Annotated in this window: 17 protein-coding genes and 2 pseudogenes; 4 read left to right on the top strand and 15 right to left on the bottom strand. The window is 70.9% G+C overall.

From position 1 onward, the window contains the following. The 12 genes and pseudogenes from IEZ00_RS36860 to IEZ00_RS20170 form a co-directional block, all read right to left on the bottom strand. A pseudogene (locus tag IEZ00_RS36860) lies at positions 1-474 on the bottom strand (hypothetical protein); the annotation flags it as partial. A gap of 145 nt (positions 475-619) precedes the next feature. Continuing rightward, a complete protein-coding gene (locus tag IEZ00_RS20220; RefSeq protein ID WP_189224834.1) occupies positions 620-994 on the bottom strand; it encodes a hypothetical protein in 375 nt (124 codons plus the stop codon). 28 nt (positions 995-1022) lie between these two features. After that, entirely contained in the window at positions 1023-1751 is a 729-nt protein-coding gene (locus IEZ00_RS20215) for a SigB/SigF/SigG family RNA polymerase sigma factor (RefSeq protein ID WP_189224833.1), read from the bottom strand. 55 nt (positions 1752-1806) lie between these two features. After that, positions 1807-2175, bottom strand: coding sequence for an ATP-binding protein (locus tag IEZ00_RS20210; RefSeq protein WP_189224832.1), 369 nt, complete (start codon positions 2173-2175; stop codon positions 1807-1809). Between the two features lie 150 nt (positions 2176-2325). Then, positions 2326-3057 (bottom strand): signal peptidase I, encoded by a 732-nt coding sequence (gene lepB / locus IEZ00_RS20205; RefSeq protein ID WP_189224831.1) that lies wholly within the window; start codon positions 3055-3057, stop codon positions 2326-2328. Positions 3058-3333: 276 nt separating this feature from the next. Further along, on the bottom strand, positions 3334-3519 hold the full coding sequence (locus IEZ00_RS20200; protein ID WP_189224830.1) for a hypothetical protein: 186 nt from the start codon (positions 3517-3519) through the stop codon (positions 3334-3336). A 148-nt stretch (positions 3520-3667) separates the two neighbouring features. After that, the gene (locus tag IEZ00_RS20195; RefSeq protein WP_189224829.1) at positions 3668-5329 is read right to left on the bottom strand and encodes a hypothetical protein; all 1662 of its coding nucleotides are present in this window, start codon (positions 5327-5329) and stop codon (positions 3668-3670) included. 220 nt (positions 5330-5549) lie between these two features. Next, complete coding sequence (locus IEZ00_RS20190) at positions 5550-6215, bottom strand: hypothetical protein (protein WP_189224828.1); 666 nt, start codon at positions 6213-6215, stop codon at positions 5550-5552. A gap of 12 nt (positions 6216-6227) precedes the next feature. Continuing rightward, positions 6228-6779 carry a hypothetical protein gene (locus IEZ00_RS20185; protein WP_189224827.1) on the bottom strand — a complete coding sequence of 184 codons (552 nt, stop codon included), beginning with the start codon at positions 6777-6779 and terminating at the stop codon, positions 6228-6230. 132 nt (positions 6780-6911) lie between these two features. Continuing rightward, complete coding sequence (locus tag IEZ00_RS20180; protein WP_189224826.1) at positions 6912-7226, bottom strand: hypothetical protein; 315 nt, start codon at positions 7224-7226, stop codon at positions 6912-6914. Further along, complete coding sequence (locus IEZ00_RS20175) at positions 7223-7405, bottom strand: DUF397 domain-containing protein (protein WP_229795924.1); 183 nt, start codon at positions 7403-7405, stop codon at positions 7223-7225. The genes IEZ00_RS20180 and IEZ00_RS20175 overlap by 4 nt, the downstream gene beginning before the upstream one ends. After that, positions 7402-8244 (bottom strand): helix-turn-helix domain-containing protein, encoded by an 843-nt coding sequence (locus IEZ00_RS20170; RefSeq protein ID WP_189224825.1) that lies wholly within the window; start codon positions 8242-8244, stop codon positions 7402-7404. The genes IEZ00_RS20175 and IEZ00_RS20170 overlap by 4 nt, the downstream gene beginning before the upstream one ends. A gap of 118 nt (positions 8245-8362) precedes the next feature. On the opposite strand from IEZ00_RS20170, the gene IEZ00_RS20165 reads away from it, so the two are divergent. Beyond that, positions 8363-8584 carry a hypothetical protein gene (locus IEZ00_RS20165; RefSeq protein ID WP_229795923.1) on the top strand — a complete coding sequence of 74 codons (222 nt, stop codon included), beginning with the start codon at positions 8363-8365 and terminating at the stop codon, positions 8582-8584. A gap of 122 nt (positions 8585-8706) precedes the next feature. Here the strand turns inward: IEZ00_RS20165 and IEZ00_RS20160 are convergent, their stop codons facing one another. After that, the gene (locus tag IEZ00_RS20160) at positions 8707-9345 is read right to left on the bottom strand and encodes a helix-turn-helix transcriptional regulator (protein ID WP_189224824.1); all 639 of its coding nucleotides are present in this window, start codon (positions 9343-9345) and stop codon (positions 8707-8709) included. A 218-nt stretch (positions 9346-9563) separates the two neighbouring features. Between IEZ00_RS20160 and IEZ00_RS20155 the strand changes: the two genes are divergently transcribed. Then, entirely contained in the window at positions 9564-10568 is a 1005-nt protein-coding gene (locus IEZ00_RS20155; protein ID WP_189224823.1) for a radical SAM protein, read from the top strand. 33 nt (positions 10569-10601) lie between these two features. On the opposite strand, the gene IEZ00_RS20150 is transcribed toward IEZ00_RS20155, so the two are convergent. Further along, entirely contained in the window at positions 10602-11585 is a 984-nt protein-coding gene (locus IEZ00_RS20150) for a PHP domain-containing protein (RefSeq protein ID WP_189224822.1), read from the bottom strand. Positions 11586-11655: 70 nt separating this feature from the next. Between IEZ00_RS20150 and IEZ00_RS20145 the strand changes: the two genes are divergently transcribed. Further along, on the top strand, positions 11656-12282 hold the full coding sequence (locus tag IEZ00_RS20145; RefSeq protein WP_189224821.1) for a TetR/AcrR family transcriptional regulator: 627 nt from the start codon (positions 11656-11658) through the stop codon (positions 12280-12282). Positions 12283-12334: 52 nt separating this feature from the next. Here the strand turns inward: IEZ00_RS20145 and IEZ00_RS20140 are convergent, their stop codons facing one another. Further along, entirely contained in the window at positions 12335-13474 is a 1140-nt protein-coding gene (locus tag IEZ00_RS20140; protein ID WP_189224820.1) for a serine hydrolase domain-containing protein, read from the bottom strand. Positions 13475-13622: 148 nt separating this feature from the next. On the opposite strand from IEZ00_RS20140, the pseudogene IEZ00_RS36855 reads away from it, so the two are divergent. After that, positions 13623-13885 (top strand): annotated as a pseudogene (locus tag IEZ00_RS36855) (hypothetical protein); the annotation flags it as partial.

Here is a 13885-nt window from a genome sequence, read left to right as displayed (position 1 = left end):
GTCCCGCAGCTCCACGTCGTCGAGCCCCGGCGGCAGTGGCCCGCTCTGCCGCGCGCCCACCGTGGCCACCGCGACCGGCCTGCCCGAGGAGTCCACCCCGCGCAGGTCCGCGCTGCGCTCGTCGACCTGCACGACCACGTGCGGGATCAGCGGTTCGGACAGGTCCACCAGCGGCAGCAGGTAGGGCAGCGGCCCGACCCGCTCGGCGCTGCCCCTGGGCGGCACCGGCAGGTGCCGGTCCAGCACCACGTGCCCGTCGGCGGCGATGAGCGCCCGCCCGGTCATCCCGTGCTGCCGCGACCTCCTGGCCACGGCCTCGTCGAGCGCGCTCAGCGAGTCGGCGTCGGCCTCTTGCGCCTCCAGCCTGTCGCGAATCGTCTGCCAGCGCAGGTCCACGTGCTGGGCCGCGTCGAAGTACACCGAGATGAACGGCCCACCGGCGCGGACGACGCTGCGCAGGGAAGCGGTGTGCATCGCAGGCACTCCTCCCAGTCGTCCTCACCGGGGAAGTACCCGTCGCGGAGTGCTGACAATCTCTCACCAGAGGTGTCGATCACACTATTTTCGGCCGTGTCCGAGCGCGAAAATCCCACCCGCCCGATGCGGGGCGGAAAGTGGATCAGGAAAGGCGGTGGTGCGTCCGGTTGCCGGTCGGGCGATCGCGCAGCGCGCACCACGCGCAGCTCTCCGCGACGGCGACGAACGCGAAACCCGCGAGCAGGTGCAGCACGTTGCCCAGCACTCCCGCGTCCAGCACGCTGCCGGACTCGCTCGCCCCGAGCGCGAAGGTGGACAGGAACACCACGCCCATCAGCACGCCCATGCCGCGAGCGATCTTGGTGCGCACCGCGGACAACCCCACCAGCACGCCCGTGACCAGGTGGAACACCCCCAGCGCGGTGCCGCCCAACCAGACGGTGTCAGCCAGGCCCCACGCCGTGAGCAGCACACCCAGGCAAAGCGCGGCGCGCTGCGGCCACGAAAGCCCCGTCATCGCGACCACCCCTTTCCCGTCTCGCTGTTCAGCCGTCGTCGAGCAGATCCCGCAACCGAGCCAGCGAGCGGCTCAACAAGCGTGACACGTGCATCTGCGACACGCCCACCGAATCCGCGATCTGGCTCTGCGTCATGTTGCGGAAGAAGCGGAGCACCACTATTCGACGTTCCCGTTTCGGCAGCCCCCGTAACATCGGGTCGAGGGCGTGGTGGAGTTCGACGACCTCCAGGGCGGGGTCCTCGGCGGTGAGCCGGTCGGTGAAGTCGCCCTCGTCCAGCGAGAGCAGGTGGTGCGCGGAGGCGGCGTGCAGGCCCTCGTAGACCTCGTCGAGGCCGATGCCCAGGTGCTTGGCGACCTCGCTGGGCGTGGGGGTGCGGCCGTTGAGCCGGACCAGTTCCACCCGCGCGGTGTCGATGGCGGTGCACAGCTCCTTGAGCCTGCGCGGCACCCGCACGGCCCAGCCCTGGTCGCGCAGGTAGCGGCGGACCTCGCCGGTGATCGTGGGCACCGCGAAGGCGAGGAAGTCGATGCCGCGGCGCACGTCGAACCGGTCCACCGCGTGGATCAGCCCGAGCGCGGCCACCTGGCGCAGGTCCTCCACGGACTCGCCGCGCTCGGCGAACCGGTCGGCGATGTGCCTGGCCACCGGCAGGTGCTCGGTCACCAGCCGGTCCCGCAACTGCTGGTAGCGGTCCCCGCTGCGCTCGGTTTCGGCCAACTCGTGGAACAACGGCTGGTAATCGACCACGCTCATCCTCGACACCCCGACTCGACGCGCGGCGCGACAGGGGGCGGGTGGTCGACCGCGCTCATGCCCGACACCTCAGCTCGACGTGCAGCAGGCCGTTCCCGTCGACCCAGCTGGCCACCGCGTCCGTCACCGAGCTGACCACTCGCCAGTACAACGAGTCGTGCGCGGGAACGGTGACGGCCGATGAGCCGACCTCCGCGCGGAAGCGGACCGAATCCGGCTCCACGTCGAAGCGGCACTGCAGCAGGGAGTGGTCGCGGGCCTTGGCGATCAGCGCCGAACACGCCTCGTCGACCGCGATCACCAGGTCGGCGGCCAGCTCCGGGGTCCAGCGGCCGAGCCGGGCGACCTGAGTGGCCACGGCGCGGACCGTCGACAGGCTGGCGGGCCGTGCCGCCACCGTGAGCTCCACCTCCGAGCTGTCCATCCCTGCCGGTGCTCCTCAGCCTCGGTGCCGATAGCCCGATGCATACCCACCGGGGAGCAGCTCTACACCAAGGGTGGTAAGCCGATCGGGTCCACAGAGGACAAGCGTCGGAATCGTGAAAGCGGCCCGATCCGGCAGCGCTGATGGCGGTCAGGAGTCGCGCGTGGAGCGTTCGCCCGCCGGCTCCCCGCTCCGGTCGCGGCGGCGTGCCAGCGCGAAGCCCGCCGCGAACCACAGGACCGCGGCACCGGCCAGCGACAGGGAGGTCCACCGCAGCGGGGCGCCGCTGTCGAGGTCGACCGGCGGACTCGCCGGGAAGCCCGCGTCGGCGAACGCCGACGTCGTCGGGACCGGGACGACGCCGTCCTCGGTGCGGACCCCGACGACCCTGGCGACCACGGCCGACCGCGGCACGGGACCGAGGTCGCCCGACCGCGAGTCCCGCGAGTGGTTGCGCCAGTCGCCCGCCAGGTACACGTGGTCGTCGGGGACCTGTGCGGCGAACGGCGTGTGCACCCCGCCGGGGCCGTCGGACCGGAGGTAGTCCTCGGCGATCGGGTGGCCGTTGACGTAGATGCTGCCGTCCTTCGCGCAGCACCCCACCTCGTCCCCGCCCAGACCGATCACGCGCATGACGAACACGCCGTTCCGCTTCCCGTCCCAGGGTTCGGTCCGGAACAGCACGACGTCGCCGTGCCGGGGCTGGTCCCGGTCGAGCGGCGCGGTCACCACCACGCTGTCGTCCGGCACGGTGCGGCCCATCACGCCCTTGCCGTAGCGCAGCTCGTCGAAGGCCGCCCACCTGGTGCTCAGCGCCAGCAGCACCAGCGCGACGACCAGCAGCACACCCACCGGCACCCATCTGACGACGAACCTGACCACCGTCGACTCCCCCCGAGCCCGTCACAGAAGAGCAGCATGGCCGATCGGCGGTTTCGCTGTCCCGCGTTTCACCCCGGACGCGGGTGCTGGTCTTCCGCGAGCGCGGTGGAAGCCGATGTGGCGGTGGTGCACCCATGACCACGGCGGGTCCGCGGTCTCGTCACCGCGAACCCGCCGCTTCAGCGCACGGCGTCACGAGCCCCGGTCGCGGTGCCGCTCCCGCGAGGGGGAAGTCCAAGGGGCACTGGTCTGATGCGGTCCAGCCGACGTCGCACGCTAGTGGTCGCGGCGCTCGGAGGGCTGGGGGTACACCTGGTCCATCTCTTCGAGAGCGTGGTACAGCTCGTCCACGGACAGCTGCGGGGCGCCGGGGGTCGAGGTCCAGGTGTGGTTGGCCACGTAGTAGCCGAGGGGCTCGGTGCGCCCCGGTCTGTGCTGCCGGGGTCCGATTAAGTTCGCCATGGTCCATCCTCCGGTTCTGGATACCCGATCCTGTTGAGTCGGATTTGTCGGTTCCGGTGCGTTGTCGCTCATAGCTCTTCCCGTCCGGGGCAACCAACGTGATTTGCGGTCGAAGGAGGGTAGCACGAGAAAAGCCGGGATACACGCGTTAGTGAACTTCTTTAGCTAGAAGGTGCGAATACTGCCAGGTGCGCACGAGGCACTGGTAGCCGATCCGGGCGGCGTTGAGCAGGGCGAGCGCCACGGTGATCGCCCAGCCGAGGTCGGTGATGCCCAGCAGCGAGTTGCCGTCCGGGACCTGCGGCCACGAGCGGCCCTGGCCGAAGCTCTTGTGCAGCATGAACAGGCCGCAGCCGGTCAGTGACAGCATCGCGGTGACGACCAGGCACAACCGGGCGGAGAGGGTGCCCTCGAGCAGCTTCCGGGACGGGGCGTCGAACCCCAGCCAGGCCGCGGCCACCGCGGGAAAGGCCAGCAGGAAAGCGGGCGCGTCCGTTCCGGGGTCGGGGAACCTCGAGTTCACGAAACCGATCAACCACAGGATCGCCAACGCGGCCGCGGCGGTGATCGCGGCTCGGAGCACCGATCCGGGCGGGACCTCGGAAAAGCTCAGACGAATAGCGGGCCGTTCGCTTTCCGTGAAAGCGGGCATGTACCGGCAGTAGAAGTGCGCGTGGGGTTGTCCCAAGCGCCGCCGGAAACGGCAGTGCGGCAGGGTGGGCGCGCCCTCGGCCCGGCGTTTCAGCGCTTCGTCGAAGCCGGTGGCCTCCTGGCGGGTCAGGAACAGGTCGTCCGGGGCGTGCACGTGGAGGTGGAAGCTCTCGCAGGTGGGGGCGTTGGAGATGTCGAGGTTCAGGTCGACGGGGCGGGTGCCGAAGACGAGCCGGAAGAACCCGGCCCACCTCCTCGCGGCGGATCGGCCGAACTTGACCTCGGGCATCAGGGTGAGCTGGTACTTGAAGCGGTGTCGCCGACCGACCGGTCCGTGCACGGAGGCCACGATCGGGTAGTTCTCGGTCAACTGCCGCACGAACAGGCCCGCCAGCTTGCGGGCCGAGGTGCTGGCGACCTGGAGCTGCTCGACCGCTTCGGCGCCGCTGAAGTCGACGACGGAGTGGGCCCTGGTGTCCCGGCGCTGCACGATGCCCTGCAGGGCGAGGAGTTCGGCCTGCTCCGCCTCCGGGGGCAGGTCGCTGCCCAGGGGGAGCCGGTACGCCGTGAGCAGCAGGATGTGCAGCACCTCGGCGGCCAGGCCGAGGTACTGCCGGTAGGACAGCCACTGGGTCTCGTCGCTGTTGGCCTCGTAGATGTGGAAGTCGTCCAGCAGGTCGCCCTTCTGGTTGATGACCACCGGCAGGTAGACGTGCTGGGGAGTGGCGGCCTCCAGCAGGCGCTTGGGGATGTCCAGGTCGACCGTGGCCAACTTCTGCAGGGTCCTGCGGCTCGGCGTGTACTCCTCGACGACCCGGCGGCGGAACTGCTCGGGCTTGACCACCGCCCCCGCGAAGACCCTGGCCTCGTGCAGTTGCAGCTCGCCCGAGTTCTTCTTCGCCTCCCGCTGCAGGGAGGCGGCGCGGTCCACGGGCACCTGGTGGAACTTGAAGGGGTTCTTCGGCTTCGCCAGGAACGGCCTCCGGTGGAAGTGCCGCGTGTGCAGCACGACCGCGGCGGCCAGCAGCACCAGCAGCAGCGCCAGGACCTGCCAGCCGCTGCCCCGGTGTCGGACCACGGAGGTGGCGGTGAGCGCGTTGAGGACGATCAGCGTCATGATGACGACGCCGGAGAGGAACTTCAGGTTCTTGGTTAACACTGCGGTCCTCGGCGGGGGAGAATTTCCGGTTTTGCTGCTGCATGTCGCCGGGACCGGTGTTCACGTTACGTAATCACTCTCGTGTCACTCGGGTGGGGGAAGTGGTCCGTTCGCGGTGCCGGAAAGGTCTTCCCTGTGATTTCCGCACAATTCGGTATTGGCGTCGGAACACGCGGCGGCCCTCCCCGACCGAAGCCGGGGAGGGCCGATGGCGCAGTGGTCAGCGCGCGTTCTCGATGGCCCGCGCGAGGTCGTCCAGGCCGGTGGGCGAACCCCAGTCCGGCGCGAGGTCCTCCCGGTGGGCGGCGGTGCCGACCATCGCCCGGTCGCCCGCGCCCTGCAGCCACAGGCCGTCGGTGAAGGCGAAGTACAGCCGGGCCCCGTCCGGCAGCCGCGCGGGCCGGTGCACGGTGGCGTCCGGCGCGGGCTTCCAGTCGGTGATGTCGTCGAGCACCAGCACCGCCGACGGCTTCGGGTTGGCCTTGGCCACCGCCTCGGTCGGCGTGGACTGCGCCTTGGCCACTTGGACGTAGACCGCCCCGCCCTGGATCTGCGCGTCGGGACCGGAGAGGACCTGGTCGACGGAGACCCGGAAGGTCACGTAGGAGCCCGCCGAGCGGGCGCTGCGCTGCTTGTCGGGGTAGCTGGTGGAGATGCCGTCGAACACCTCCTCCACGGTGCCGCGCACGATCAGGTCGCTCTTCTCGACGGCCTGTCGGGGCGAGGCCAGCGGGGTGTAGTCGGCGTGGTAGTCGCGGCCCAGCTGGGCGGCGAACTCCTCGACCGTCGCGGTGCCCTCGGGGGCGGACTGCTGGGCCGTGGTGCCGCACGCCGCGAGCACTGTGCCCGCCGCGACGAGCACGCTTGTGGTGATCTTGTATCGCACGTCGGACTCCTCTCAGTACTGGGCGTTGATGTGGCCGATGTCGTGCGGGCTGTAGCGGCGCCACACCAGGTCGGTGCTGGGCACCTCGCCGGAGATCATGGCGCTGATGGTGTCGTGGCCAAGGCCCACGCTGTGCCCCAGCTCGTGCACCGAGGTCTTGCGGCGGTCGTACCAGTCGTTGTCACCGATGTCGAGTTCCGCGTAGTCCAGCTTGACGTCCGACGAGTCGCACACGCCGGGGCTGCTGTGGGAGGCGCAGGAGCGCTCGCCGCGCAGACCGGCGGGCAGGTCCTGCTGCCACCACCACACGTCGGTGGCGAGGCTGGTGCAGCCGCCGAGGTCGGAGTCGGTCATGTCGGTGGTGTCGTCCAGCGTCGCCATCGCATAAGTGGCGACGCTGCGGTCGGTGGTGAAACCGGTCGTGGTGCAGAAGTCGTGCAACGCGCCGTCGGCCACCGCGCTGTCGTAGTTGTTCGGGAACGGGTTCGCTTGAGCGATACCGCCCAGTCCCGCGGTCAGCGCGGCGACCAGTGGTAACAGCAGAATTCTTCTCGTACGCGACATGTGCGTTATTACCTCCCCGGTTGCGCGGATGAGTTCCGCACCACTGAAGTCGTTTCACTCAACAGTGGTGTGACTGGTCCGATCGGGTGGTGCAGGGGGAGGTGTGGGCGATTCCGAAGATTTAGCGGACGTTTAGTCGAAATCGACGAGCGTGGTGTAGGTGCCGTCGTCTCGAATGCGCCAGGAATCGTCGTCGGAGAGCACGGCGAGGGAGAGCGGCCCGGCCAGCAGCTGGCCGTCAGGCCACCGGGCGGTGCGCAGGGCGGCACGCCCGCGCGCCACGGCGGCCCCGACCACCCGGCGGGGCAGCTCCGCCAGCGCCTCGGCGGGCAGGTCGAACGGCGCGCCGTTCAGCAGCCACGGCAGCTCGTGCAGCCCGATCGACCCGTACGCCTCCAGGCGCTGCTCCACCTCACCCGCCAGCCACGCCTCGGCGGCAGGGATCACCTGACGCCGGTCAGGAAGGCCGCGAGCCGGGCCGAGGGGAACACCAGGACGGGACCCGCCGGGTTCTTGGAGTCGCGAACCGCCACCGCCGCACCCACACGAGCCAGTTCGACGCAGTTCGAGGCGGTGCCGCTGCGGGCGCTCTTGCGCCACCGGAGGGTGCTCAGCTCCACGGTCACTCCCTGATGATCTCGGAGATCAGCTCAGCCGTTGCACCCGGTGCAAGGGCTACTCCGAGAATATTGCGCAGGGCAAGGCGGTAGCCCTCCAGATCGGCGGGTTCCTCCAGGAAGAGTCCGGTGATGTGGTTCTCGACGTGCACGATCGCGGGTTCGTGCTCGAACTCCAGCAGGACGAAGGGGCCGCTTTGGCCCGCGTTGCCACCTGCGCTCATCGGCACCACGAGCACGGTGATGTGGTCGCGTTCCGCCATGTCGATCAAGTGGCGGAGCTGCCTGCGCATGGTGTCCCTGCTCCCCACCTGGATGCGCAGCGCGGTTTCGTGGATCACGGCCAGGAACTGAGGGGCATTGCTCTTGGCCAGGAGCACCTGCCTCGCCATCCGGCTGGACACCAGTGTGTCCAGTTCGTGCTCGGACACGGTGGGGTCGAGCGAGGTGATGAGCGACCGCGCGTACTCGGCTGTCTGCAACAGGCCCGGCACCATCAGCGGCTCATAGTTCTGGATGCGACTGGCCTTGTTCTCGAAGTCGATCAGCGCGCGCCAGAGCTTGGGCAACCCTGCCTGACGTTCCCACCAGCCCAGTTCCTCACCGCGCCGCATCAGGTCCAGCAGTTCCTTCCGGCGCGCCCCCGGCACCTTGTAGAACCCGAGCAGCGCGGAGACGTCGTCCAGTTGCAGGCCGCTCCTCCCGGTCTCCATCCGGGAGATCTTGCTCGACGACACCCCCAGCACCTCGCCGACGTCCTCGCAGCTCAGCCGGTGCTGCTCGCGGTAGGCGCGCAGCGCGTTGGCGACCGTGCGGGACTTGACCGACGTGTACCCGTTGCCTGGCATGGCGTCATGATCGGCCGGTGGAAAGAGGCGGGCAATAACACGATCGAGCTATGTATTGCACCCGTCGCAACGTGCCACTGTCGTCCGGAATCCGATCGAACACCAACCGAGGAGAACCGTGGACGAACAGCGGCACGTCGAGGAAATGGAGAAGCTCGCGACCACGCGGAAATGGGTCGTCCCGGCGCACCTGGACCACGGCCCGGTGACCGTCGAACTGGCCATGCCCGAGGTCCGCGTCACCGATTCGCAGGGCCGGTTCATCGTCATCACCCCCGGCCAGGCCGAACTGGTCGGCCGCAGGCTGGACGACGCCGCCACCTGGATGTCGCAGCAGTAGAACCACCGCGCCTGCAAGTACTACCCGACCCGTCGAATCGGGCCGCTGACTACTACCCGACCCCGAGACGGGTAGTAGTCATACGCTCCTCAGGAGGGCACGGGTAGTACTTGCAGGCGCGGTCAGATGAGGCCCTCGCGGAGGGCGAAGGCGACGGCGTGGGCGCGGTTGCGCAGCCCGAAGCGGTTGGTGACGTCGTGCAGGATGCTCTTGACCGTGCGCTGGGAGTAGCACAGCTTCTCGGCGATCTCCCTGGTCTCGAAGCCGTCGGCGATCAGCCGCAGCACCTCGGTCTCCCGGTCGGACATCCCGGCGGTGGTCCAGCCGTGCGGGCCGAGGACGTTGCGCTGCAGCCGGGAGACCCGGCTGAGCAGCTTGCCCAGCAGGTCCGGCGGCAGCGCCCCCTCGCCCGCCGCGGTCGCCTTCACCAGGCGCACCAGCACCTCCGGGGTGGCCTCGGCGCGGCGCACCACGGCGGAGACCCCGCTGCTGACCACGTTGAGCAGGTCGGCCTCGGCCACGTCCCCGGTCACCAGCACGATGCCGGGGCAGTTGCGCGCCTGGAGCCTGCGGATGAGCTGCTGCGCCTCGGCGTCCAGCCGCTCCAGCACCACCAGCGCCACCGGGTGCGGCACCGCCGTCTCCGCGCGTTCCGGTTCCACCAGCCGGATCTCCGGCCGGGACCGCAGGGCCGCGGTGACGCCCGCCCTGGTGATCGAGTCCGCCGCGTGCAGCACCACCGACAACTGCCCTGAGCCCATTACCGCTCCCCACTCGGCGACGCGTTCCCTCCTACGGGCGGCGCGGGAAGCGCAGTCCGTCAGTAGGGGAAGTCGCCTGCCCCTCCGGGGCCGTTTCGCGGCCCGCGCCGAGTTCCTACGTTGGAGGGACGCTCTTGGATCTTTCGTCACCCAGGACGTATCAAACGGGCCCGAGCCTGCTCCATACGGATAACCAAGCGGTACGGGAGGGCTGGGCGATGAGGCGTGCGGGCGGTCGGGCGGTGCTCCAGGTGCACCCCACCAGGCTGTGCAACCTGCGGTGCCTGCACTGCTACTCCAGCTCGGGGCCGGACGTGGCCGAGTCGATCCCGATCGGCGTGCTGGAGACCGTGGTGCGGGACGCCGCCGAGGTGGGGTACGACGTGCTCAACGTCTCCGGTGGCGAGCCCTTCCTGTACCCGGAGCTGCCCGCCCTGCTGCGCGCGGCGCGCGGCGCGGGGATGCGCACCACGGTGACCACCAACGCGGTCGCGCTCACCCAGCGCCGCATCGGGCTGGTGCGCGGCCTGGTGGACCTGGCCGCGGTGTCGCTGGACGGCGAGCGCGCGACCCACGACCGCATCCGGGGCAGGCAGGGCGCGTTCGACCGGGCGCTGATGGGGATGCGCAGGCTCACCGAGGCGCGCATCCCGGTCGGCGTGGTCACCACGCTCACCCAGGGCAACGCCACCCAGTTGGGTGAAGTGGCGGTGGCGGCAGCGGGGTCGGGCGCGCTGCTGCTCCAGGTGCACCCGCTGGAGCCGGAGGGCGCGGCGGGCAGGCTGATGCCGGGGGAACGGCCGGACGCGGTCGAGCTGGCCTACGCAGCGGTCGAGCTGGGCCGCATCGCCGAGGAGCACGGCATGGCGGTGCAGCTGGACGCGGTGCCGCGCACCATGCTCACCCGCAAGCCGGAGGCGTTCATGGCCGCGCCGGTGCCCGAGCGCCACCCGCTGGGCCGCTGGCTGACGCCGCTGGTGGTGGAGGCCAACGGCGCGGCGGTGCCGGTGGCCTACGGCTTCGACCGCCGCTACGGGCTGGGCAGCGTGCTGGAGCGCCCGCTGGCCGAACTGGCCAGGCGGTGGGACGCCGAGCCGTTCCTGGCGCTGTGCCGGGCGACCTGGCGCAAGCTGGTGGAGGGTCGGACCGGGCCGCTGATCCCGTGGTACGGCCACCTCGTGCGGGCCTCGCGGGTGAACAGGTCGGCCACCGCGGGCCGCTGAAACCGCCGGAACCGGCCGGGGCCGCTGCCGCTCTCAGCGGGCCAGCAGGTCGGCGGCGCTCAACGTGTTGATCACCCGGTCGGCGGGCACGCCGCACTCCTCGGCGCGCTCGCAGCCGTAGGACAGCCAGTCCAGCTGCCCCGGCGCGTGGGCGTCGCTGTCGATGGCGAACTCGCAGCCGATCTCCAGCGCCAGCCGCAGCAGCCGGGTCGGCGGGTCGCGGCGCTCCGGGCGGGAGTTGATCTCCACGGCGGTGCCGTTGTCGCGGCAGGCGGTGAACACCGCTTCGGCGTCGAACACCGACTCGGGCCGCCCCCTGCCCAGCACCAGCCGCCCGGTGCAGTGGCCCAGCACGTCCACGTGCGGGTTGGCCACCGCGGTCAGCAGCCGCTCGGTCATCTCCGGTGCGGGCATCCGCAGCTTCGAGTGCGCGCTGGCGACCACGACGTCCAGCCGGGCCAGCAGTTCCTCCTCCTGGTCGAGCGAGCCGTCGTCGAGGATGTCGACCTCGATGCCGGTGAGGACGGTGAACGGCGCGAGTTCGGTGTTCAGCTCGGCGACCACCTCCAACTGCTCGCGCAGCCTGGCGGGGGACAGCCCGCGCGCGATGGTGAGTCGGGGGGAGTGGTCGGTGAGCGCGATCCACTCGTGGCCGAGGTCGCGCGCGGTCTCCGCCATCTCGCGGATCGGGCTGCCGCCGTCGGACCAGTCCGAGTGCGCGTGGCAGTCGCCCTTGAGCGCGGCGCGCAGGGCCTGCCCGCCGCGCACCGGATCACGAAACTTGTTCAGATAGGAGGGTTCCCGACCCTCCAGCGCGTCCACGACGACCCCGGCGGTCGACTTGCCGATGCCGGGCAGCTCGGTCAGCGTGCCGGTGTCCGCGCGGAACTCCAGCTCACCCGGCGGCAGCCGCGCCACGACATCCGCGGCGCGGCGGAAGGCGCGCACGCGGTAGGTGGGCTCACCCGCGCGCTCCAGCTGGAACGCGACCTGTCGCAGTGCCCGGACCGGGTCCACCCCCCATGTCTACCGCACCTGGGCCATAAGGACCTTGCGGACGCCCCGGCGCGCACCCAGGATGGCCGCCATGCCCCCTCACGCTCCGGTCGGCTCGCGACGCGGGCCCAGCAAGGGCGATCGGACCTCGCAGGCCATCCTGGACACCGCCGAGCGGCTGCTGCACACGCGCCCCCTCGACGACATCGCGGTCGACGAGCTGGCCTCCGGCGCGGGCATCTCGCGCTCGGCGTTCTACTTCCACTTCTCCTCGCGCGAGGCCGTGCTGCACGCGCTGGCCTCACGGGTGCTCGACGCGCTCTACGAGTCGGCGACGCTGTGGCTGCGCCGCGGCAGCGAGCCGCCCGAGGCGTCGATCCGCCGGGCGCTGGGCGCGAGCATGTCGCTGTGGCGCAGCCACGGCCCGGTGCTGCGGGCGGCGGTCCGGGCGCGCGACCGCGACCCGCTGATGCGCGACTTCTGGGCCGGGGTGGCCCGGCGGTTCATCGACGCCACCGCGGAGCAGATCACCATCGAGCGCGAGGCGGGCGTCGCGCCACCGGGTCCGCCCGCCCGCGCGATGGCCACCGCCCTGGTGTCGATGAACGAGCAGGCGTTCCAGAACCGGTCGCGCGCCCGCCGCTCGGCCGCGCGGGACCGGGAGCTGGTGGACACGCTGACCGTGATCTGGATGCGGGCCATCTACGGCACGGCCTGACCGGCGCGCCGAGCGCCACCCGCCCGCGTCACCGGCCGCGTCACCGGCCGCGTCACCGGCTGCACAGCGCGGCGGAGAAGGTCGCCATGATCTCGGCCGCCGCGGCGCGCGGCACCGGGTACATGTTGGCCGACACCACCGCTTGGCGGCCGTCTGGCCCGACGCCCGCCATGGTCATGAAGCCGAAGATGGAGCCCTCGTGGCCCCAGTACTGCCCGCCGCAGGGCAGTGGCGCGGTGAACAGGCCGAGGCCGTAGCCTGCCTGGTCGACGCCCAGGCTGGGCGCGGGCACCGCGGTCTTCATCTGCGCCAGCTGGGCGGGCGGCAGGATGCGACCGCCCAGCAGCGCGTCGTAGAACGCGGAGACGTCGCGCGTGGTGGAGACCAGACCGCCCGCCGCCCAGGCCATCGTCGAGTCGAAGTCGCTGAAGTCGATCGTGCCGCTCTTGCCCGGCACGTGGCCGACCGGGTGCGGATCGGGCAGGCGGGTGTCGCCGCGCTCGGGCAGGTAGGTGTCGTCCAACTTCAGCGGGCGGGCGACGCGGAAGGACAGCTCCTTGGACAGGCTGTTGCCGCTCACCTTCTCCACGAGCATCCCGAGCACGATGTAGTTGGTGTTGGAGTAGGTCCACCCGGTGCCCGGTGCGAACAGCGGGGGCTGCTGCACGGCCATCCGCACCAGGTCGATGGGCTCGGCCCCCTGGTTGCGCACGGTTTCCGGGTCCACGCTCGCCAGCTTGGCGAAGTAGTTGGGCAGGCCGCTGGTGTGCTGGAGCAGCTGCCGGGTGGTGATCTTCGCGCCGTCGTTGCCGTTGCCGCTGATCACCCCCGGCAGGTAGCGGTCGACGGGCACGTCGAGCTCGACCTCGCCCTCCGCCACCAGTTGCAGCACCACGGTCGCCACGAACGACTTCGTGATGCTGCCCGCGCGAATCCGGCCGTTGCCGGGCATCGGGGACTTGTCCGCCAGCGCGCCCACCCCGCTGGTCGAGGCGCGCACCTGGTCGCCGTCCCGCAGCAGCGCCTCCACCCCCGGTATGCCGCCCGTCGTGGTGAGCTTGTCCAGCTCCGGCTGCACGACGCCGCCGCCGGTGCCCGCGGGCTCCGGCTCGGTGCCGCCGCAAGCGGAGACGAGCACCCCCGCCAAGGCGCAGACGAGCGCGACGCGCCTGCCCGGAAATCCCTTTTCCATCGGTGTTCTTCTTCTCTCGATCGACAATTCGGGCGTGTGTGAGCGGAACGGTAGGAGCGCGCCGCGCACCGATCGTCACACCGCGCGGGGAGCGCGGGTCCCCCTGCGGAGGGACGCCCCGGCGCCCGATGATCCGCACAATGCCTCCATGACCAGCAGCGCAACGGGGTTCGGCGAACCGGTCCTCTGCCGGGCGCCCGACCGCGAGGGCGGGGTGGCGCGGTGCTTGGCGCGCCAGTCGGTCCTGGTCGCGGTCGTGTGCCTGGCCACCGACGCGGTGAGCTTCGCGACCAGGGGCCCGCAGGCGCTGGGCGCGCTGGAGGTGCTGGTCCTGCTCGGACTCGTCGCCGCCGACGCCGCCCTCGCCTCGTCCCCCCGGTACTCGGGGTGGGTGGCGCTCGCGCACGCCGC

Origin of the sequence: Saccharothrix coeruleofusca (assembly GCF_014648515.1) — a bacterium.
GTDB classification, from domain to species: Bacteria; Actinomycetota; Actinomycetes; order Mycobacteriales; family Pseudonocardiaceae; genus Actinosynnema; species Actinosynnema coeruleofuscum.
This window is presented reverse-complemented; position numbering and strand designations above follow the sequence as displayed.